The organism is Pseudoalteromonas sp. SG44-1 (assembly GCF_014164315.1).
Classification (GTDB): Bacteria; Pseudomonadota; Gammaproteobacteria; order Enterobacterales; family Alteromonadaceae; genus Pseudoalteromonas; species Pseudoalteromonas rhizosphaerae.
The window spans coordinates 15,134-36,646 of record NZ_JACJEW010000001.1 but is presented as its reverse complement, the minus strand read 5'-3'; the positions used below and the strand labels follow the sequence as shown (position 1 = coordinate 36,646).

Here is a 21,513-nt window from a genome sequence, read left to right as displayed (position 1 = left end):
CTTCAATCACCATCTATTTGAGTTAAAGGAAGGCTAATAGGGTGAATTTTTATTACTTTAACATCATGCTTTAGGCTTTTCACTCGGCTTTTAGCGATGCCAAAGCCAGTAAAACCACCAGCTATAGCGGCAATGATTTGCAACCATTCAGGCACAGAAAAAACCTCAGCAGCCACTAACGCAAATACCAGACTTAACACCAAAGGCAACATATACACTGCAAAAGCATGCTTTACCATGTGGCTATCATCCAGTGCTAGGGTTACTTTTTGCCCAACCACAACTGGAATTTCAAATCGATAGGGGAAGGTTTTTTTAGCAGTGCCAAATAGCTTACTAAAAATTTGTGAACCACAACGGCCATTACACCCTTCACAGGCTTGCTTTTGTTGGGCTTCTAAATGCGCAGTGGCGCCTTGAATCGACACCACTGTAAGAGTTTGTTCTATCATTATCAGCTTATATTACAAGGGTCTTGCAACCGATTCAGCAATTGCTTTTGCAGTCATTGCTGGAATATTCCCCACCACTGACACATCAAAACTACCGCTATTATGCACATATACTGTCGTGGCACCGGATGACAATGCACCGCTTGGTCTGCGACCTGGTAATGGTCTTTGTACGAACACTGAAATTTCGACAAAACCATCTGAGTATAAATAATAATCCGTCAGTTCATTGTTCAAATCAAGCTTATGACGGTCTGATTTTAGTAAACTAAACCCCTCAGGTAACCAACCTATTTGCCAATTATTACTTCCTGTCTTTGCTTCATTTTTGGTAATTGCCGCTGCCGGTAGTGGCGTTGGAAATTTACGATTAAGCATTTCAAGTAATAACGCAGCGGGCTCTTCGGTTACACTAATATGGGTTAACTGTAGTTGTTCTAACATCTCACCGGCATGATTAACATAAGCAGATTTTAGTAATAGCGATGACTCAGCATCAAGCCACAGCCAATAATTAAACTTATACTCGTCTTTTGATTCGATGCGCACAAGCTGCGCAGCACGCCCTGCAATACGGCCTTTACCACCGAGTACAAAATCGTAATGCTGACTTAAGCGCTCAACATCTTTAAACAACACTTCTGGGATTGGGCCTGCTATAGAATCAGTATCTATTGAATAAGGCTCAGACTGTGGCTCAAAATAAGTAACTTGGTCATCGATACGAACCATCTCAAGGCCTGCGCCATTGAGTAAGCTCAAATGTTCGAGTTCTGTATTACCTTGTTTTGCATGCAACCAACGATATGGTTCCATTGACTTTCCTTTAACGACCACAAATGATGCGTCAAAGTTACGATTATGAACGGCGTCAGCCATTTTGAGCAGTAGCTCTTTTGCGGGGTTTTCGTCGTCAGCAAAGGCTGGAGCCATTAATACCAACGACAAAATAAAAGTAATTACTTTCATTTAATTAGTTTTTTTCCTCTTCGGCTTGCGCCTCAGTGTGAGCTTTTTCTAATGAATATGCAACTCGTGCTTGGCGTTGATGTTCCAATACTAACGCGCCAATACGCTGTTGCTGTAACTCACGCAAACCTTGCTCTGCATTTTGTAAAGCGGGTTCTGACGAATAGCTAACTGGTGATGCCATTCCTGTTACTGGTGTTGTTTGTAACATCGGAATTTCATTGCTAGGTGAGTTTTCACCTTGTGGCAATGTTTGTACACCAACAATTGCAAACATGGCGACACTTGCTGCAATTGCAAGTTGTGCAACTGGTTTGCGCCAGTTAAATGCCACTACATTATCGGTGCCCGTGGCAGCCAATGGTGTTGGCTGTGCCGCTGGTTGTGTGAAATCAGCATAAACTGGCTCACTTTCCAGCGCTTGCGCAACACTATCGCTTATATCAAAGACGAACGCATCTTCTGACTCAGCACGCATTACGTCACCTATTAGCGCATAACGTCCTAAGGTTGCCGCATCTTGCTGGGCAATAACCTCATCAGTTAATGATTGTTCGCCGTCAAGTAATGCGGATAAATGCTGATTATCCAACTTGTTAACGTGTGCTTTTGTCATATTAAGACTCGCCTATTAATGGGTTTAATTTGTTATCTATTGCTTCACGGGCACGGAAAATACGCGAACGCACCGTCCCGACTGGGCAATCCATCACCACGGCTATTTCTTCATAGCTCATCCCTTCGATTTCTCGTAGAGTGATCGCGGTTTTAAGATCTTCAGGCAAACTATCAATGGTGTTAAAAATCACTGCGCGAACTTCTTCGCTTAATAACAAGTTCTCAGGGGATGCGTTTGAACGCATTGCATCAGCACCATCATAAAACTCTGCATCGTCAGCATCTATATCATTTGCTGGCGGTTTGCGGCCCTGAGCCACTAAGTAATTTTTAGCACAATTAACGGCGATACGGTATAACCAAGTATAAAAGGCACTGTCCCCTCTAAAGTTTGGAAGTGCGCGGTATGCTTTAATAAAAGCTTCTTGAGCAACATCAGCAATATCGCCTTGGTTTGATACATAACGTGAAATCAAACCGGCTATTTTGTTCTGATACTTCTTTACTAAAAGATTGAAGGCATTTTTATCGCCCTGCTGGACCCTTTTTACTAGCGCTAAATCCAAATCCTGCTCGCTCATTCGAGCCGGTACTCCTCTGTCTGATTATTGCTTGTCATTCATATCCTGCCATTGTTTACAAATACTCTGACTGCTGCATGAATGAAAAGTTCTGTTTAATATTATTTTTTTATAAAATAGCATATAAATATGTTGGCGAAAGTTGAAAATCACTAATAGTGTCGCGCCAAATATGATACATATACGCCTATCATAATATTATTATTTGCTCATTACTGTTTATACATTAGTATCTGAGCATTGTAACCGCAAAGACCACGGACATGAACCAAAATAAACACCATATCACGGATGTCGCTATTATTGGCAGCGGCGCAGCTGGCCTCTCATTAGCATTATCTTTAGCTAATCACTGTAAAGTTACCGTGATCAGCAAAGGTGAATTGACGGAAGGTTCCACACTTTATGCACAAGGCGGCATTGCTGCCGTGTTTGATAAAAAGAATGACAGCATTGAATCTCACGTACAAGACACCTTAGATGCCGGTGGTGGTTTATGTGATAAAACCGCCGTGCAATACACCGCAAGTAATGCCCATGACTGCTTGCAATGGCTAATCGAGCAAGGCGTGCCTTTTGATATGGAGTTTGATAGCAAAGGCAAAGAGCGCTTTCATTTAACCCGTGAAGGCGGCCATAGCCATCGCCGAATTTTACACGCTGCAGATGCCACCGGCCGAGCAGTGCAAACAACGCTAATAAGCCAAGTACAAGCGCACCCAGAAATTACCTTATTAGAACAATACAACGCGATAGATTTAATTGGTGATAAAAAACTAGGCCAAAACGGTAAACATATTCATGGCGTATATATGTGGAACCGAGCAGCGAAGAAAGTTGAAACAATTTCAGCTAAGTTTGTAGCCTTAGCAACCGGTGGTGCCAGTAAAGTATATCTTTACACATCCAACCCTGATGTATCCAGTGGTGATGGTATCGCAATGGCTTGGCGGGCAGGTTGTAGAGTAGCCAATATGGAATTTAACCAATTCCACCCGACCAGTTTATATCACCCAGAGCTACAAAACTTTCTGATCACCGAAGCGATGCGCGGTGAAGGTGCTTATTTAAAGCGCCCTGACGGCACACGATTCATGAAAGACTTTGACGAGCGTGAAGAGCTTGCACCACGCGATATTGTTGCTCGCGCTATCGATTTTGAGATGAAGCGCTTAGGTGCTAACTGTGTGTATTTAGATATTAGCCATAAAGATAAAGACTTTATTATTGAGCATTTCCCGACCATTTATGCAAAATGCTTAAGTGTCGGGCTCGATATCACTAAAGATCCAATTCCAGTGGTTCCTGCGGCACATTATACATGTGGTGGAGTAATGACTGACTTTAACGGCAAGACCGATCTAGATAACTTATATGCGGTAGGCGAAGTCGCTTATACGGGGCTACATGGCGCTAATCGCATGGCCAGTAATTCATTACTAGAGTGCATTGTGTTCGCGCACGCCGCAGCAAAAGATATTTTAGCAAAAATACAGCATAGTCCAGCATTAAAAGTGCTGCCGATGTGGGATGAAAGCCGCGTAACTAACTCAGATGAAGAAGTGGTGATCACCCATAATTGGCATGAACTACGACTATTTATGTGGGACTATGTTGGCATTGTGCGTTCAACTAAACGCCTAGAACGTGCGTTACACCGAGTTGAATTACTACAGCAAGAAATTCGTGATTATTATGCAAACTTCCGCGTTTCGAATAACTTGCTTGAACTGCGTAATTTAGTGCAAGTAGCAGAGCTTATAATTCGCAGTGCAATGGAGCGAAAAGAAAGCAGAGGCTTGCATTATACCATTGACTACCCACAGTTAAATGATAATCCAACGCCCACTATTTTAACTCCGCTTGCTCATGACGAGCAGCCAAAGTAAGACGTTTCAAGCGCACAAAACTCAGTTCATCAACCCCGCTGGCATTAATAATCAGCCAGTGGGAGCTTGCAAAGCCATTAATATATAACCAAACACTGCTTTGATAAACACGGCTTTTGTTACTGATATGGCCATTTATTTTTAGCGTATTATTTTCAAAACGACATTGCGTAGAATCTAATATAAAAACGCCTTGCTGAGGATGGGATTTTTTATACCAGTGCCAACTCACATAGCCAAAAACAGTACTACTGGCGACACAAATAAATTGCGCTAATATGCTAGTTAAAAATAAGCTATAACACACTGCGAACAAGCTAAAGTAGACCACAAAAGGCCTGTGGTCTGGAACATTATTAGTAACCCTAAACCTATACACGAACTCGGTCTAAAATCAGTTGTACCATCTGTTTAAGCTCAGGATCTTTACATTCTTGATGGCCCATAAACCACACAAATAGATCGGGATCATCCGCTTCTAGCAAACGTTGAAGAACAGCTTGCTGCTGTACAGATAACGAATCAAATGCCTCATCTACAAATGGCATAAATAACACATCTAGTTCTAACATGCCGCGGCGACAAGCCCAGCGGATACGCGCTTTATTGTGAATTTCAGTCATTTTTTACCTCGTACTAAGTTACTTAGCAGTTTAACAAATTGCACCTGAATAAACAGCTATTTATGCATCTATACCAGCAGCGCTAACTACGGTATTATACGCGCCTACATTTATTGTAAAGCAGGTTTTTATGTCAACAGTACACGCATGCCCTTTATCACATCAGCTGATCCGCATTAGCGGTGTTGATAAACTCGCCTACCTTCATGGCCAAATTACCCAAGATATTAATAAGCTCAACCAAACCAACTTCTTATGGGCTGGGCACTGTAATGCCAAAGGTAAATTATGGAGTGTAGCAAAGTTATTTGCTTATCAGGATAGTTACTATTTAGCAGCATCAGCGGTTGAAACCACTCAATCTTTAACGGAATTAAAAAAGTATGCGGTGTTTTCAAAAGTTGAAATACAAGCTGCTACCAGCAAGTTAATTGGTTTAATCGGTGATGATTTAGCTGCAACCTTAAATGCGTTGAACATTCATTTTAATGAGCAAGATAGCGCTTGCGATTTTAGTCATGGTAAAGCACTAAAATTAGCAAAAAACCGCATTTTACTGATGGTTAATGATGAATTTTCACTGCCTGATGAGGTTATCGCCCTTGAAAACGACGCGCTGTGGCACCAACATAGTATTTTAGCGGGTGAGCCTGAGCTCAATGAAGCGGCACTCGGTGAATACGTACCACAAATGGTTAACCTGCAAGCTATCGGTGGAGTAAGCTTTCGTAAAGGCTGTTACACAGGCCAAGAAACCGTTGCCCGCATGAAATACCTTGGTAAAAATAAACGCGCTATGTATATCGTATCAGGGCACAGCGATGGAGAATTAGCTGAACCAGAGCTTGAAACCCAAATGGGTGAAAACTGGCGTCGTGCTGGCAAATTAATAAGCCAAGCCTACAATCAACAAAGTAAAACCTTATTTGGCCTTGTTGTGTTGCCAAACGACAGTGAACCTAGTCAGTTACTGCGTGCAAAACATGCCCCAACGGTAGAGCTATCAATCCTTCCTCTACCCTACTCTCTCGAAGACGAATAAATAGGAGTGACTATGATCGTTGCAACAAATAAAGTGGTAAAAATGCATTATTCAGTCATGGATAATGACAAAAACTCTATCGACAACTCATTTGATGGTGAGCCACTGATCTTTATCGTTGGTACCGGTTACTTAATTCAAGGCCTAGAAGATGCCCTGCAAGGTAAAAAAGCGGGCGACACACTTAGTGTTACTGTGCCACCAGAGCAAGGTTATGGCGAACGCCATGATGATCTGATGCAAGCAGTACCAAAGTCGATGTTTGAAGGTATGGAAATTGAAGTTGGTATGCAATTTCGTGCCTCAACAGATGACGGCGATCAATCTGTAATGATCATTGATATTCAAGAAGACGATGTAATTGTTGATGGTAATAATCCACTCGCAGGCATCACTTTAAACTTTGATGTAGAAATACTTGAAGTGCGTGATGCAACAGCAGACGAACTAGAGCATGGCCATGTTCATGGTGATGGCGGCTGTGGTCACGATCACTAATATCGACTTAAACCGACAATAAAAAAAGCGCTACTGCGCTTTTTTTATATCTATAATTTAATCAAACAGGTGTAGGCTCTGGCTCTGCTACTGGCTCGCTTATCTTACCCGCCAACGCTGCCAGTAAACCATCTTGGTCGTTAGTTCCCAAGCGATATTGGCTACCATCTTTTAAAGTTAGCTGTACCGCGCTAAATCCTGACACTGTGTATACCCAACCATCATGGGTAATACGTAAGCCAATACCATGACGAAAAGAATTTTCTACTGCTTTAGCTTCAATAATATCCACTAACTGTAACTTATCACCAAACACACCAGGACCAAACCCCCAGCTAATTTGGCTGTCATCAACTTTAATGGTTAAACCATGGAACAAAAAACCCACCAGCACTAAAATCGCTGCAAATACCATTAACGGCATATCGGCACCAATTAAATACCAAGCTAAACCAACAAAGCTGGCAACCCAACTTAGAATAACAAAAATGAACAATGCAAATTGCTTATGTTGATACATAATACTCTCTTAAAAACTATAAACTAATGTCGCACTTAGTTCTGAATCAAACTTTAACTTATCGTCTTCCGGCTTAGAATTATAACGATATAAATAAGTAAACTTTAATGATACAGCGCCCATTAGTTGGCTGATCAATGATGTTTCTGACTTTAATCGTGAGTTTAATCCTGACAATGATTGCTCAATACTTAAATCTTGATTGAAACGTGTTCGAGTCGAGACAGTTCGCTCCCACTGCAGTGCTAAACGTAATAAATAGCCGGTTTTGGTTTTGTCTTGCTCATCTTCAAGCTCAGCATCATCTTGTGCTACCGAGCGGTATAAACCAGGCCCTATATCAAAATCAACTTGGTTTTTTACCCCTTGATACAAACGGTTACCATAACCTGCCGCAAGTGTGCTTTTAAACTCAAGACCACTGAATTCATCTTCTTCATAATCACCATACATAAAGAATGAGGCATTTTTTACCCCTACTTTATAGTTGCCCTGCGCAGAGAAAAATATACGGTTTGCCGAGACTTCATCATTGCCAGTGGTGTCGTTACGATCACGTTTATATAAACTATCTATCTTGAATTGATTACGCCAATTCTCAAGATCTTGATATAAGTTACCTTTGAACTTAAAACTGGTCGAATTAGTATTACCGCGACTAACAATAAATCCAAATTCAGTATCGCCGTATAATAGTTCGCCTTGATGGATTTTATGGATCTCTTCATCTGAGAGCTGACCATACTCATGAAAGTCTTCAAAAGGATCAACCGCCCAGACTCTAAAGCTAAGCAGACAGCCCAACAACAGCAGTAACCTAATCACTGTTCGCTCACTGTGTTGATATTTAAAACAAGGCTGTTTTCACTAAGATACTGCATCGAGATTATTCGCTATCTTTCCATAATATATGACAAAACGGCGCGTCTTTATCACGGCTAATCAAAATTTTAGCAAATAAAATATCTTGATTATCGAATTCAAGTCCCACTAACACCTGAATAAATAATTCTGGCTCTATTTCTAATGCGACAAAATCTTGCCATTGGTCATCAGGCTCACCTTCTTCAATAAAGCCAAGCTCTTCACGATGCTGGTTAAAATCATCAACATCTTGCTCACTAAGGTTATCTGGGGCTAACTCTAAAAAGATATCGTAAGCTTGATGCGTTACTTCTTCTTCACTGTATAAACGGGGTCCTGTCATTGCCATAAACCTTTCATGATGCTAATGCCAGATATAGTATCAAACCTCAGCAAATTTTTGACAAAAAAAAGCCAGGTTTCCCTGACTTTTTTTATACAGGGCTTATTTTACGTTTGCGTTGTCGCTGTGCCCTTTACTTTTTCGCGCATTGACTGCACCAAACTATAAAATAATGGCACCAGCAAAGTACCCAATATAGTCGCGGCTAACATGCCGGCTAGCACAGTGACACCAAGCGATACGCGGCTTCCAGCACCCGCGCCAGTTGCAAATACTAACGGTAATACACCTAATACAAATGAAAGAGCAGTCATTAATACCGCACGAAACCTCATTTTGGCTGCACTAAGAGCCGCATCAAAAATACTCTTGCCGGCAAGCCGTTCTTCCATCGCAAACTCTACAATCAAGATTGCAGTTTTGGTCGACATACCTATAAGCAGTACTAACCCCACTTGTGCATAAATATTATTTTCCATACCCAGTACGTATAACGCTAACATTGCGCCAAACATCGCCAGTGGAATTGCGGCTATAACTGAAAAAGGGATCGTCCAACTTTCATATTGTGCAACCAAGAACAAGTAAACAAAGATAACGGCCAAAGCAAATAGCAACGGTGCCATATTGCCAGCTTCAATTTCTTGTTTAGATTGCCCTGCCCATTCAAATACATAGCCATTAGGTAACTGCTTAGCTAGCTCTTCCATGGCAGCTATTGCATCACCACTTGAGAACCCCGCAGCTGCTTGACCACTGATACTCGCACTACGATATAAATTAAAGTGCTTAAGGGTTGTTGGCCCAAGAATTGGTTCAAGTTTAGCAAGTGTCGTTAATGGCACCATGTCGCCTTCATTATTACGCACAAAATAATGCTGTAAGTCGGAAGGATTTTTACGGAACTCACTCTCAGCTTGCATGATTACTTTATAAGTACGACTAAACTGATTGAAATCGTTAATATATAATGAGCCGAGCTGGGCTTGGAGCGTTAAGAATATGTCACTTAATGCAACCCCTTGAGCCTTTGCTTTATTGCGATCTATCTCTAAAAAGTACTGCGGTACATTTGCTCTAAAAGTACTGTACACATTACTCAAGCTTGGATGTTGGTTCGCTTCATATACCAGACCATTAAGTACTTGCGCCAATTCAGTCGGATCCCGACCTTCACTGTCTTGTAGGCGAAACTCAAAACCAGCGCTATTACCTAAACCAGGAATTGGCGGCGGGTTAAATACCATTATCTGCGCATCTGGCATGGCCCACATTTTTCCCATCAAACGACCAATCACTGACTTTAAGCCTAGTTCAGCACTAGTGCGTTCTTCCCAGTCTTTTAAAATAACAATACCTAAAGCATTATTTGAGCCCGCCCCGCCAATCAAAGAAAAACCGGATACCGCAATAAAATCAGTTGCTGCAGGTTCTTGTTTAATAATGTCACCTATTTTATGCATCACATCAGCAGTGCGACCAGAAGCCGCCGCATCTGGTAATTGCACATCTACAAACACAAAACCTTGATCTTCGGCTGGCACAAATCCTGTTGGAACGCTTTTAGCCAGCCAGCCTGCCACCACAAAAATAACTAAGGCAAAAATACCCACTCGTGCCGAGCGTTTTAAAACAAAGTGGATGATTTTAGAATAGATGGAAGTTGATTTAACAATGCCTTGCTCGACTGGCGCCAGCCATTTTATCGGTTTCATTGACTTTTCTGTTAACAATAGCGCACATAAAGCTGGACTTAGGGTTAATGCGTTAACCGATGAAATTAATACCGCAAACGAAATCGTTACAGAAAACTGCTTATAAAGCTCCCCGGTAATACCAGGCATAAAGCCTACAGGCACAAATACGGCTAATAACACCAAAGTGGTCGCAATAATAGGCCCGGTTACTTGCTCCATCGCTTTAGTGACAGCCTCTTTAATCGGCAGCTTTTCTTCTTTGAGGATCCGCTCAACATTCTCAATTACAATAATTGCATCATCTACCACAATACCGATCGCTAGCACTAAACCAAATAAGGTGATTAAGTTAATTGAGTAACCCATAGCCATCATAAAAGCAAACGTCCCCACTAACGATACTGGAATGGCAATAGTTGGAATAAGTGTCGCGCGCCAGTTTTGTAAAAACAAAAACACCACTAAAACAACTAGGCCAACTGCTTGAAATAATGTAACAATCACTTCTTCGATTGAGCGATTGATAAACTCTGTCGTATCGTATGGTATTGAGTATTCAACACCATCTGGTAATTGCTTAGCAAGCTCTGCCATGGTGGCTTTTACATCACTTGCCACTTGCGTTGCGTTGGCATCGGTTAATTGGTAAATAACTATAAAAGCGGTATCTTGCTGATTTAACTTAGCGTTAATACTGTAATCAGCTGAGCCAAGTTCGATGCGGGCAATATCAGTTAAACGTACAAAGTTACCATCTTGATTAGCACGAATAATTGTTTGGCCAAACTCTTCTGGAGTTTTTAAACGCCCTTTAGCTTGAATTGAATATTCAAACTGCTGACTTGGTAAACTCGGTGCAGCACCTAATTTACCAGCTGCCACTATGGTATTCTGCTCTTGTAATGCTGCTCTAACTTCGCCTACTGTCAGCCCTAACGCCGCCATTTTATCTGGACGTAACCACAATCGCATTGAATAGGTTTTCTCACCCATAACCTCAGCCGATGCCACGCCTTTAATTCGTCCCAGCGGTTCCGTTAAGTAATTTGTTGCATAGTTACTTAAAAAAATAGCATCAATGTTTGCTTGGCTAGAATACAAGTTAATACCCAATAACATTGAACTGGATTTTTTCTTAACCGATACACCTTGGCGTGTTACTTCGCTGGGTAATCCTGGTTCAGCTAACGCGACACGGTTTTGTACATTGACTTGAGCAATATCAGTATCCGTGCCCACCTTAAAGTATGCAGTTATCGTAGCAGTGCCATTATTGCTGGAGCTAGACTCGATATACATCATATCTTTGACACCATTAACTTGCTCTTCAATGGGTCTGACCACAGACTCTTCCACTATTTGCGCACTGGCGCCAGGGTAAACTGCGGTGATCTGTATTTGCGGTGGAGTAATCTCGGGATACATATTAACTGGCAGCAAACCCATGGAAATCAAACCCGCTAGCGTAATCACTATCGAAATAACGAGGGCAAATTTAGGCCGCGCGATAAACGTTTTACTTATCATGTGCGTTTCCTTTAGTTTGCAGCGTCTGATTGACTAGAAATTGTACCAGTGGTGTGATCGACCTTTTTTTCAACTGGTTTAACTTCGACCCCTTGACGTACTTTTTGTAAACCTTCAACAATCACTTGCTCACCTTCTTCAAGGCCCGATTGAACGACCCACATCGCATTAATGCGCCGTCCTAGTTGCACAATGCGCGTAGCAACTTTGTTATCTTCACCCACCACGAGTACAAATTTACCTTGTTGATTTTCTTGTACTGCTGCTTGAGGAATAAGTGCTTGTAATTGCTTATCTTTACTTTCAACAATTAAGGTGACAAACAAGCCTGGCATTATAATGTTTTGTGGATTGGCAAATGTCGCTCTTAATTCAACTGTGCCAGTACTGCGATCAATTTTCGTATCGGCAAAATCTAACTGCCCTTTAGCCCCCAAGTCCGAGTTATTTGGCAAACGCAGGGATAAATCGATTGGTACATTTTGAGGGTTATTAGCACTGTCTTGATGTTTTTGACGATAACTAATGTAATCACCTTCTTCGACCTGGAAGTTAACATAAATTGGATCCACATCGGTCAATTCCGCTAGTTCATTTGAGGAAGGACTCACAATATTGCCTACATCGTAATTAACCTTACCAATACGCCCTGCAAACGGCGCTTTTATCTCGGTGTAACTTAAATTTAATTTTGCTTTTTCAAGGCTTGCCCTTGCTGAGATAACAGCCGCAGCAGCTTGCTCATACTTAGTGGTTAATTTATCTAAATCAGATTGTGAGATAAACCCTTGTGCAGCAACTTCTTTACCGCGTTTTAAATCGCGAGATGCGCCATCTTCGCCAGCAAGCTTACTTTTTAAGTCCGCTTCAATTTCAGCAACAGAAGATTGATATTCACTTGGATCGATTCTCAGTAGTAGCTGTCCTTTTTCAACAAATGAGCCTTCATCAAAATGACGCTCTATTAATTCACCCTCAACACGAGCGCGAATTTTCACTTCCTGATGAGCTTCCGTGCGAGCAACAAACTCTCGATAATTCCCCACCTCTTGGGTAACAACATTAAATACTGAAACCGCAGGAGGCGGAGCGACTTGTTTAGTAGCATTATCATCTGAGCAACCAGCTAAAAAAGCGATTAATGTTGTACCAACAACCCCTTTGATCGCTAATGACATGTAAGTTCCTAAAATGCTAGGCGTGAACCTTTTTAGCATGGTTTATCTCCTTAGTAGCTGCGCGCACTACCTTTATATGTTTATTTTAAATTGTGTTTAAACGCCAAGTTACGTTCAGAGGCTATTATGGGTCGATCATATAACAAGCCACCCGATTAAAAATATAGACCACTTTGTGATCATTTGTATCTGAGGTTCACAATAACAGGCTATAAAATAGCTTGCTTTTCAAACAAGAAAGCCACGCTTTACATCAATTCAATTAGCTCGTAAGCTAAACTGAAACAGGTCAGAGGAGTTGACATGATTAATTTTGAAACACAGCAGGCAATCGCCTTCGTTACATTATCCCGAAAAGATAAACAAAATGCGTTGAATTTTGTCATGTTCAAACAGCTGACAAGTATCATTAAAAAAATTAAAAAAGACCCGACTATCCGCGCTGTCGTTATTCAAAGTGATGGTGAGCATTTTTGTGCTGGACTGGATGTTGCTGCCGTTATGAAAAGTCCCATAAATATTGCCAAGTTGCTATTTAAATGGTTACCGGGTAACTGTAATTTAGCGCAGCAAGTTGTGCTGGGTTGGCAATCACTAAGTGTGCCGGTATTCGCAGTCGTCCAAGGTAATTGCTTTGGTGGTGGCCTGCAAATAGCTCTTGGGGCTGATTATCGGATTGTGCACCCAGATGCTAAATTAGCCATTATGGAAGCGCGCTGGGGACTATGCCCTGATATGGGTGCAAATGTTGTACTACCTAGCTTACTAAAACGTGACGATGCCATGTGGCTTGCCAGTCATGCAGATCCTATTAGTGCTGATAAAGCGCTGCAATTAGGGTTAATAACCGAAGTAAATGCGGATCCAAAGCAACGCTGTTTAGCAATGATCAATACCTTATTAGCTCGCTCACCGGATACTTTAGCGGCAATCAAACGCGTTACCCAACAAAGTTTTAACACTCCAAGAAGACAAATTTTAGCAAAAGAAACCATTAGCCAAATTCGTCTGCTTATTAACAGTAATACAAAAAAGGCCATTGCAAAAGCCAAAGGCGCCGACAACATCGAGTATCAAAATAGTAAACGTTGGTAACAAATTCACTTAATATCAACGCTAAGCAATAAGTCGCATAGTTTTCAACAAGCAAATATGCTGAAGTATAATACGACCTGTAGTGAGTAAATAATCAATGGATCCCCGAACTGTGCTAAAAAAAATCTTCCCTTATTTACTCAGCAGCTGTTTGATTTTGGGTTGTTTGGCTATAGCAAAAATAATCATGCACTGGCTGCAAGGCAGCTTTCCAGCCCCCCTATTAGCGATGCTAATGCTGCTTACGTTACTTTTAACAAACGTAGTGAAAGAGCATCACTTAGCTCCCTGTGCTAAGCCATTATTAAATGTCATGCCGCTTTTTTTCATCCCTGCAGGGGTTGGTTTTATCGAACACCTTGAAATCATCGCCCTGCAATGGCAATTTCTCAGTGCAGTTTTCATTTTGGTGCCATTGACCAGCTTACTGCTTATCGCAGCAGTGATCAGTGTATTTAAAGGCAGGATTGAACATGATTGATCTATGGTGGTTAAGTATTCCTGTAATTATCACGCTGTTTTTAGGGTTAAGGAAGCTCAATACAACCATTAACAATCCTTTATTAAAAGCGCTGACTAATCCCGTTTTTATCACTATTACGCTTATAGCCATATTACTAGTGAGTTTTTCACTGCCTTATTCGCAATTTGCTAGCCATAGCCAGCTATTAAGCTATTTACTGGAGCCTGCCATTGTTGCGCTTGCATTACCGCTATATCAACAATTTGTGCATATACGAAGAAATCTCTTGCTGATTGTTGGCTGCTGTAGTCTGGGCATAATCAATGCCACTGTGGTTGCAACCTTACTCAGTGCTGCATTTAATGTGCCTACACAATTAGCAGCATCTGTTGCCGCTTTATCGGTCACTACTCCCATTACTCTGCTAGTCACTGATTCACTCGGAGGCATCGCTTCGCTGGCAGCTGCGATGGTGATTTTTATCGGCTTATTAGGTGCTTTGTTCGCGCTACTTATTCTTCGTCAGGTGGGCATTTATAACCATCAGGCACAAGGCGTTGCGATTGGTACTGCATTTCATGCAATAGGCACCGCCGCCGCACTTGTTGAGCATCCGCGTATTGGTGCATTTGCTTCAGTGGCAATGGCATTGAGCGCATTACTTACCGCTTTAATCGTACCATTACTTTATCCTTTTTTGAGTCAAGCTCTGCTATGATGAAATAGTTTAACCACTTTATTTATGGATAATAGATGATCAGTACAGAAATCCAACAAGTTGAAAAATACTACACCATGATCACTGAGTACCTCGTTAAGTACAGCATGCAATTAGTTGGCGCATTGTTGATCTTGATTTTTGGTTTGTGGGTGGCACAAAAAATATCTAAGATGATTGCCGCTTTAATGGCGCGTAACAATATTGATATTACTCTCACTAATTTTGTCAGTAATGTAGTGAAAGTATTGTTTATCGTTATGTTCATTATTATTGCGCTAGGTAAAATTGGCATAAGTGTCACACCTTTTGTTGCTGCAATTGGTGCCGCTTCTCTTGGCGCTGGTTTAGCATTGCAAGGGATGTTATCAAATTATGGCGCAGGCTTGGCTATTATTGCCACCCGCCCCTTTATTGTTGGTGACACGATTGAAGTTAAAAATGTCAGCGGTCAAGTAAAAACCATTGAGTTAGGCTACACCATTTTGATCAACGAAGAAAAAGTCGAAATTACTATTCCTAACAAACATATCGTTGGCGAAATACTACATAACTCATTTAATTATTCATTGGTCAAAGGTGAAATTGATATTGCCTATAACGCCACTGCTGAGCATGCTATAGAGCTTATAGAAGACGTATTGAAAGACCATGAGTTAGTCGCAAGTGAACCGCTATCACAAGTTGGCATTGAACGGTTTGCTGAAAGTGGAGTAACAATTAGTTACCGCTACTGGGTGCCGACAACGAAAATAATTGAAACCAAGCTGGCCGTAAACGGTGGCGTATATAGTGCGATTCAAGGTGCGGATATTGAAATTCCATTCCCACAACGAATTGTCACAATTAACCAACAAAGTATTGATAGCTAAGCTAGCAATACTGCAAACAAGGGAGCTAATTGCTCCCTTTATTTATACTACATATTAACTTCATTAAAACTTATAGCGCACATTCGCAGTTACAGTTCTGCGTTGACCATAGAAGCAATCTCCACGCGCTAAACATGATGTAATCACTGTTTTATCCGTTAAATTTTGCGCTTGTAAACTAAAACTATAGTCATCAAAATCATAACCAATCATAGCGTCAAATAAAGTATAGTTATCCGTTTTAATAGGATCATTTAAAACTATATTATTCATTTCAACATAGGCACTTCCATCTGATGTTTCACCAACGTATCGTGCTCCAAAACCCATTTTAAAGCCGTTCAATGACTCAGGTCGCCAAGTACTCCAAATAGATGCTTGCTGATCTGGCAAGGCACTTAACTTTGCACCATCTTCACCAAGAGTATTACTTTGACTAACATAGCCGTCAGTGTATGCATAAGATGCGTAAACATCGACTGTATCCCACGCTAGCTGTGCTTCTAATTCAATACCTTTAACAGTTACCTCACCTTGCTGAACTTGTCCATTAGGGTCAATAAGATTTGTATTACCCACCTGTTCAGCTGGTAAGCTGGTGGTGCGATTTTGCTCTACAATATGATATACGGCGGCCGTAAGTAGATGCTCTGTACCTGCTGGTTGATATTTTAAACCCGCTTCAACTTGCTCACCCGTTTTTGGTTCGAATGCTTTACCGTAAGCATCTTGACCTATTAATGGTTCAAATGATTCACTATAACTTGCATACGGTGAAACCCCTGAGTCAAATAAATACATCAAGCCTAAACGACCGGTGGTCGCATACTGTGACTCACTTTTGCCGTTTTCAGGGTTTGTTGTTGCTTTATCGCGACGTAATGCTGTTGAGACTATCCACTTATCAGCAATTTTCATACTGTCTTGAATATATAAGCCAGTTTGATAAACCTTTGACGAGTCATAATCAACGATATCATCTACCGTTGGTAAATTAGCGACTTGGCCATATTTCGGGTTAAATAAGTCTAGCGTGCCAGCGAGTCCAGAAACAGAGTCGTTATCGGTATAAGCATTTTGATAATCAAGCCCCATCACTATTGTGTGCTCAATATTACCGGTTATTATATTGCCATGAAACTGGGCATCACTGGCAATAGCCCGCGAATCAGCGGAGCTAAGATAAGACACTCGCTTGACGCTGCGCCCATCTTCTAAAAATTTAGGTGGCCAACCATAAATCGTATGATAATCAGCATGACTATCGGTGTAACGCGCAGCTAGTTTAAACTGCCAATCAGCATTAATATTTTGCTCTAAAATCGCAGTGATTGACGCTTGCTCAGTATCATAACGATCAAAACCCGGCTCAGAAACAAAACTGTTTGATGGAATTTTGCCGTTTTCGTTTTCTAAAATGGTGCCTGAGTGAGGTAAGAACGAGGTACTCGTGCCTGATTCATTCTTTTGCCAATTAGTTAATAGCGTTATTTTTGTATCATCAGTGGCATACCAGGTTAATGATGGAGAAAACACAATACTGTTATCTGGCACATAATCGGTTTGGGTATCACTCTCTCGCCATAAACCAATTACTCGCCCTTGTAATGAAGCATCATCATTTAATGCACCGGTAATATCTCCCGCAACTTGTTTGCGCGAGTAATTACCAACTTGCCCCCAAAGCTGTCCTGATGTTTCAGCTTCTGGTTTTTTACTGACTAAGTTAACAATCCCGCCAATTGACCCCTGTCCATAAAGTACTGAGCTCGGCCCTTTGAGTATTTCAATTTGCGACAATCCATAAGGGTTAGTACGAACATTATTATAACTACCATACAACGATTTTAAGCCATCTAAGTATTGTACGGGCGACACACCACGAATAACCGACCAATCGCCACGGGTATCAACACCGTATGGACCATTATATAAACCAGACACATAACCAATTGCATCTTGAATAGTTAGTGCGCCTAAATCTTCAATTCGCTCTTGCGTTAAAACTGAAACAGACAACGGAGTTTCAATAATTGGCACGTCTGATTTTGCACCAGACGCACTCATGTATGAAATCAAACCTCGTTGGCTTTTTACCGTAATAACTTCTAAATCGTGATCTTCACTCACAGCATGCTGTTCGGCAACAGCATTAGAAGGATTTAACAGTGAAAGAAGAGTCAAAGATAAAATACTTAACGGTGTATTTATTCCACTTAACTGCATTAATATTCCTTAGGACAAATTGAAATTGAAGGTAGTTTAATAGTACAATTATTGAAATGCAATATGAATGATAACAAATATCATTAACAATAGGTTTCACTATGGCTAAAGTAAGCAAGCGATTTTGGTTTCAATTACATGGCTGGTTCTCATTGCCTGTATGGGTTTTATTCTGTTTTATTTGTATTACAGGCACTCTCTCTGTAGTGAGTCATGAGCTTACCTGGTTAACCAACCCTGCTGCTCGAGCAAGTAATCCTAACAATTTGCCTGCAAAACCAATCGATGAATTAATAGCAGCAGTAGAACAACAACATCCAACTGCTGATATCACATCAGTATTGGTGTATGAACCGTATTTAGTAAACGCTATTATTTTTACAGATCACAATAAACCCCAAGCAATTGCCTACGTAAATCAGTACACAGGGCAAATACAAGCAGTTAATCAAGACATCACCTTTATTGGTTTTATGCGCGCGTTACATGGTTGGCTGTTGTTTCCATGGCAATCTGGTTATAGCGTCGGTTATTATCTTGTATCTGCAATGGCAATAGTCATGTTTGGCGCATTAGTCACCGGGCTGATTATTTATAAAAATTTCTGGCGTGCTTTTACTCAGCCTAAATTGCGCTTTAATCAAGGTAAAAAAACCTTACTAAAAGATTTACATAGCTTGGCTGGCGTCTGGTCTATGTGGTTTTTACTCATTATGAGCTTAACGGGGTTTTGGTATTTAACTCAAGCAATTATGTGGCATAACGAAATTGATATTGAAGAGCATCCGCCGCTGGTAAGCATAGCTGATTTGCCCACCTCTAAAACGGTACCGGCCATCAGTCTAAGTCAGGCTCTACAGCTCACTAAGCAGCAGTTTACTGACTTTGAACCTCATTACATCATGTTCCCAGAACATAGCCGAGGCATGTACAGTATCAGCGGCTCGAACAACACTATTTTCTATGATGACTATGCGTTCTCAACGACGATAAATCCTTGGACAGGCGAATTAGCACAGACTAAAAGTCCCGGATCAATGAACGCTCTACAAACTATTTCTCATATTGCAGACCCTTTGCATTACGGCACAATTGGCGGGATCTGGACCAAGCTAGTTTGGTTTATTTTTGGCGTGATCTTAAGCGGTATGTCTATTACAGGCTTTATGATGTGGCGTAGTAAGTTAGCTAAGACAACAAAGGCGCAGCTGCTAACGACTGACTATATTCAGGAGGCACAATAATGGCGCGACTTAAAAGTACTTGGTGGCAACGCTATAAGTATCTACTACATGCTAGTATTTTAATTTTACCATTTTGGTTTTTATATCAATCAATGATTCTCATATTTCCTGACTCATGGGGCGAGCAAACAATGGGAGAGTTTACCCTTGCACCCATGCCACTTAATATGGCACCCCCCTATAGCCACCATGGTGAATACGTTAAAGATTTTATGGTAATGTTTAATAAAGGAAAAATAGCAGATGTACGCCAAGGTTACATGAATATTGGCCCCACCCCATTACCACTTAGTCAGTTATCAAAAGCCGATGAAGGTATTTTACATGGCACGCGTCATGGTCAACATGTGCACGCTATTGCACCAAAATTAATAACCAGCAAAGATAAGGCATGGATCACACTCCAAACGTGGCAAGGTGAATTGCTAGTTCAAAGCTGGGAAATTCCAAGCCAGTTTATTAACTAACAACAATGGGGAGCAAAACATGCTCCCACGCCCACCCAGACCCAACTTTTATTTAACTTAAATCACCATTTATCTTTACAAAAGTAATAATATAATAAAGTGTTATAATTAACCTTTTAAAGGTTACACCGTTGAGCTGCTCGTCGAATGCTAAATTTGCTTTAGCTATCGGATCATACACACACAGTACTTTGGAGATAAAATGAAATTTTCCACACAACTACTTTGCTGGCTTAGTTTAGCCGCCAATCCATTTTTTAATAATGCATTCGCTATCGATAATGGCGTCTATACCATAAAATCAAAATATAGCGCCAAATTTGTCGAAGTTGCCAATGCATCAACAGCTGATGGCGCGAATATTAGCCAATGGGCTAATACCAATCACGATACCCAACGCTGGCTCATTACTCAGGTTGAAAATAATAACTACTCTGTATAAACCTTAACAGCGGTAAAGCAATGGAGGTCTTTGAGTGGTCAACTAATGATGGCGCAAACGTAGTGCAATATGACTATAGCGCTGGCGCAACCCAGCATTGGCAAATTAATAACGAAGGCAACGGCTATGTGAGCTTTATCAATGCCAATAGCCAAAAAGCACTCGACCTGTATGACTTTGACGGCAATGACGGGGCTAATATCAGCCAATGGGCATACAATGGCAGTGATGCACAGCTTTGGCAGCTCAATAAACTCGCCAACGTAGAATCCGCTCCCTTTGATCCTTCAACTACCAATGGCGCAACGGATCATTGGCCATTAACCGGTAGTTTAGTCACTCACGATCCAACCATCAGTTACGAAAATGGTACGTGGTGGATATTTCAAACTGGGCCTGGCATCGCTGGAAAGTGGTCAAATGATGGCGTAGCATGGAATGATGCGGCAGCGATTTTTCCTAATGGCTTAAATTGGTGGTCTAACTATGTGCCTGAACACGATGGCATTGATGTTTGGGCGCCTGAACTTAAAAGTTACAATGGCCGCAGCTGGCTTTATTATGCAATATCAACCTTTGGCTCGCGTGTTTCGGCAATTGGTTTAACCTCAGCAAGTAGTATCTCTGCCGGTAATTGGCGTGATGATGGTTTAGTGATAAACACCACCAACAGCAATAACTACAATGCGATTGACCCAGATTTAGTCGTCGCCAAAGATGGTGCGCCATGGTTAACATTCGGTTCGTGGAATTCAGGTATCAAGTTAATGCGGATCAACCCAATAACGATGAAACCATTTGGTGAGCTCTATTCCCTTGCTAGCCGCTCAGGTGGCATTGAAGCACCAACGATCATCTATCGCCAAGGATACTACTACCTATTTGTATCTGTTGGTAAATGTTGCGCAGGAACCGATAGCACCTATCGTATCGCATATGGGCGTGCAACGGATATTCGTGGTCCTTACTTAGACAAGAATGGCAACAATATGCTCTCTGGTGGTGGCAGTATTTTAGATGCTGGTAACAGCCAGTGGGCCGGACCTGGCGGCCAAGATATTCTTAATACCGATGTAATGGTTCGCCATGCTTATGATAAAGGTGACAACGGTGTGCCAAAACTATTGATCAGCATACTAAATTGGGACTCAAATGGTTGGCCAAGATTTTAAACCAGCCAACTTA

Annotated in this window: 23 protein-coding genes; 11 read left to right on the top strand and 12 right to left on the bottom strand. The window is 41.3% G+C overall.

Annotated features, from left to right (window positions below; translation table 11 throughout):
* Positions 1 to 2: 2 nt before the first annotated feature.
* From H5187_RS00200 to rpoE, 4 genes are read right to left on the bottom strand one after another with little or no spacing between them, the layout of a single operon-like run.
* Positions 3 to 452, bottom strand: coding sequence for a SoxR reducing system RseC family protein (locus H5187_RS00200; protein ID WP_149980899.1), 450 nt, complete (start codon positions 450 to 452; stop codon positions 3 to 5).
* A 12-nt stretch (positions 453 to 464) separates the two neighbouring features.
* Positions 465 to 1,421, bottom strand: coding sequence for a MucB/RseB C-terminal domain-containing protein (locus tag H5187_RS00195; RefSeq protein WP_182797431.1), 957 nt, complete (start codon positions 1,419 to 1,421; stop codon positions 465 to 467).
* A gap of 4 nt (positions 1,422 to 1,425) precedes the next feature.
* The gene (locus H5187_RS00190; RefSeq protein WP_149980901.1) at positions 1,426 to 2,037 is read right to left on the bottom strand and encodes a sigma-E factor negative regulatory protein; all 612 of its coding nucleotides are present in this window, start codon (positions 2,035 to 2,037) and stop codon (positions 1,426 to 1,428) included.
* A 1-nt stretch (position 2,038) separates the two neighbouring features.
* A complete protein-coding gene (gene rpoE, locus H5187_RS00185) occupies positions 2,039 to 2,620 on the bottom strand; it encodes an RNA polymerase sigma factor RpoE (RefSeq protein ID WP_064666393.1) in 582 nt (193 codons plus the stop codon).
* A 263-nt stretch (positions 2,621 to 2,883) separates the two neighbouring features.
* On the opposite strand from rpoE, the gene nadB reads away from it, so the two are divergent.
* Positions 2,884 to 4,509, top strand: a complete 1,626-nt coding sequence (gene nadB / locus H5187_RS00180; RefSeq protein ID WP_182717003.1) for an L-aspartate oxidase — start codon at positions 2,884 to 2,886, stop codon at positions 4,507 to 4,509.
* Here the strand turns inward: nadB and H5187_RS00175 are convergent.
* Positions 4,469 to 4,840 carry a hypothetical protein gene (locus tag H5187_RS00175; protein ID WP_246175499.1) on the bottom strand — a complete coding sequence of 124 codons (372 nt, stop codon included), beginning with the start codon at positions 4,838 to 4,840 and terminating at the stop codon, positions 4,469 to 4,471. The two genes, nadB and H5187_RS00175, sit on opposite strands and share 41 nt — an antisense overlap.
* 40 nt (positions 4,841 to 4,880) lie before the next feature.
* Positions 4,881 to 5,132 (bottom strand): succinate dehydrogenase assembly factor 2, encoded by a 252-nt coding sequence (locus H5187_RS00170; protein ID WP_182797430.1) that lies wholly within the window; start codon positions 5,130 to 5,132, stop codon positions 4,881 to 4,883.
* 130 nt (positions 5,133 to 5,262) lie between these two features.
* Here H5187_RS00170 and ygfZ point away from each other — a divergent pair, with 130 nt between their 5' ends.
* Complete coding sequence (ygfZ, locus tag H5187_RS00165; RefSeq protein WP_145237616.1) at positions 5,263 to 6,174, top strand: tRNA-modifying protein YgfZ; 912 nt, start codon at positions 5,263 to 5,265, stop codon at positions 6,172 to 6,174.
* Between the two features lie 12 nt (positions 6,175 to 6,186).
* Positions 6,187 to 6,672 carry a peptidylprolyl isomerase gene (locus H5187_RS00160; protein ID WP_182717001.1) on the top strand — a complete coding sequence of 162 codons (486 nt, stop codon included), beginning with the start codon at positions 6,187 to 6,189 and terminating at the stop codon, positions 6,670 to 6,672.
* A 61-nt stretch (positions 6,673 to 6,733) separates the two neighbouring features.
* Here H5187_RS00160 and H5187_RS00155 read toward each other — a convergent pair whose 3' ends face one another.
* From H5187_RS00155 to H5187_RS00135, 5 genes are all read right to left on the bottom strand, one after another.
* Entirely contained in the window at positions 6,734 to 7,192 is a 459-nt protein-coding gene (locus tag H5187_RS00155; RefSeq protein WP_182797429.1) for a hypothetical protein, read from the bottom strand.
* A 9-nt stretch (positions 7,193 to 7,201) separates the two neighbouring features.
* Complete coding sequence (locus tag H5187_RS00150) at positions 7,202 to 8,017, bottom strand: DUF481 domain-containing protein (RefSeq protein ID WP_149980906.1); 816 nt, start codon at positions 8,015 to 8,017, stop codon at positions 7,202 to 7,204.
* Between the two features lie 61 nt (positions 8,018 to 8,078).
* Positions 8,079 to 8,399, bottom strand: a complete 321-nt coding sequence (locus H5187_RS00145) for an HI1450 family dsDNA-mimic protein (protein WP_145237630.1) — start codon at positions 8,397 to 8,399, stop codon at positions 8,079 to 8,081.
* A 107-nt stretch (positions 8,400 to 8,506) separates the two neighbouring features.
* Positions 8,507 to 11,623, bottom strand: a complete 3,117-nt coding sequence (locus H5187_RS00140) for an efflux RND transporter permease subunit (protein WP_182716999.1) — start codon at positions 11,621 to 11,623, stop codon at positions 8,507 to 8,509.
* A gap of 11 nt (positions 11,624 to 11,634) precedes the next feature.
* Entirely contained in the window at positions 11,635 to 12,801 is a 1,167-nt protein-coding gene (locus H5187_RS00135) for an efflux RND transporter periplasmic adaptor subunit (protein ID WP_149980909.1), read from the bottom strand.
* A gap of 303 nt (positions 12,802 to 13,104) precedes the next feature.
* Between H5187_RS00135 and H5187_RS00130 the strand changes: the two genes are divergently transcribed.
* From H5187_RS00130 to H5187_RS00115, 4 genes are all read left to right on the top strand, one after another.
* The gene (locus H5187_RS00130; protein ID WP_182797428.1) at positions 13,105 to 13,896 is read left to right on the top strand and encodes a crotonase/enoyl-CoA hydratase family protein; all 792 of its coding nucleotides are present in this window, start codon (positions 13,105 to 13,107) and stop codon (positions 13,894 to 13,896) included.
* A gap of 97 nt (positions 13,897 to 13,993) precedes the next feature.
* Positions 13,994 to 14,377: a CidA/LrgA family protein gene (locus H5187_RS00125; protein ID WP_149980911.1), complete on the top strand. Its 384-nt coding sequence runs from the start codon at positions 13,994 to 13,996 to the stop codon at positions 14,375 to 14,377.
* Positions 14,370 to 15,077, top strand: coding sequence for an LrgB family protein (locus H5187_RS00120; RefSeq protein ID WP_149980912.1), 708 nt, complete (start codon positions 14,370 to 14,372; stop codon positions 15,075 to 15,077). Before H5187_RS00125 ends, H5187_RS00120 begins: the two co-directional genes overlap by 8 nt.
* 35 nt (positions 15,078 to 15,112) lie before the next feature.
* On the top strand, positions 15,113 to 15,949 hold the full coding sequence (locus H5187_RS00115) for a mechanosensitive ion channel family protein (RefSeq protein WP_182797427.1): 837 nt from the start codon (positions 15,113 to 15,115) through the stop codon (positions 15,947 to 15,949).
* Between the two features lie 63 nt (positions 15,950 to 16,012).
* Here the strand turns inward: H5187_RS00115 and H5187_RS00110 are convergent, their stop codons facing one another.
* The gene (locus tag H5187_RS00110; protein ID WP_182797426.1) at positions 16,013 to 18,175 is read right to left on the bottom strand and encodes a TonB-dependent siderophore receptor; all 2,163 of its coding nucleotides are present in this window, start codon (positions 18,173 to 18,175) and stop codon (positions 16,013 to 16,015) included.
* Between the two features lie 101 nt (positions 18,176 to 18,276).
* Between H5187_RS00110 and H5187_RS00105 the strand changes: the two genes are divergently transcribed.
* The 4 genes from H5187_RS00105 to H5187_RS00090 all read left to right on the top strand — a co-directional run bounded on the left by H5187_RS00105 (position 18,277) and on the right by H5187_RS00090 (position 21,500).
* Positions 18,277 to 19,419: a PepSY domain-containing protein gene (locus H5187_RS00105; protein WP_182797425.1), complete on the top strand. Its 1,143-nt coding sequence runs from the start codon at positions 18,277 to 18,279 to the stop codon at positions 19,417 to 19,419.
* On the top strand, positions 19,419 to 19,886 hold the full coding sequence (locus H5187_RS00100) for a hypothetical protein (protein ID WP_149980916.1): 468 nt from the start codon (positions 19,419 to 19,421) through the stop codon (positions 19,884 to 19,886). Before H5187_RS00105 ends, H5187_RS00100 begins: the two co-directional genes overlap by 1 nt.
* Positions 19,887 to 20,088: 202 nt before the next feature.
* Entirely contained in the window at positions 20,089 to 20,328 is a 240-nt protein-coding gene (locus tag H5187_RS24490) for an RICIN domain-containing protein (protein ID WP_182797424.1), read from the top strand.
* A gap of 20 nt (positions 20,329 to 20,348) precedes the next feature.
* On the top strand, positions 20,349 to 21,500 hold the full coding sequence (locus tag H5187_RS00090) for a family 43 glycosylhydrolase (protein ID WP_182797423.1): 1,152 nt from the start codon (positions 20,349 to 20,351) through the stop codon (positions 21,498 to 21,500).
* Positions 21,501 to 21,513: the final 13 nt, after the last annotated feature.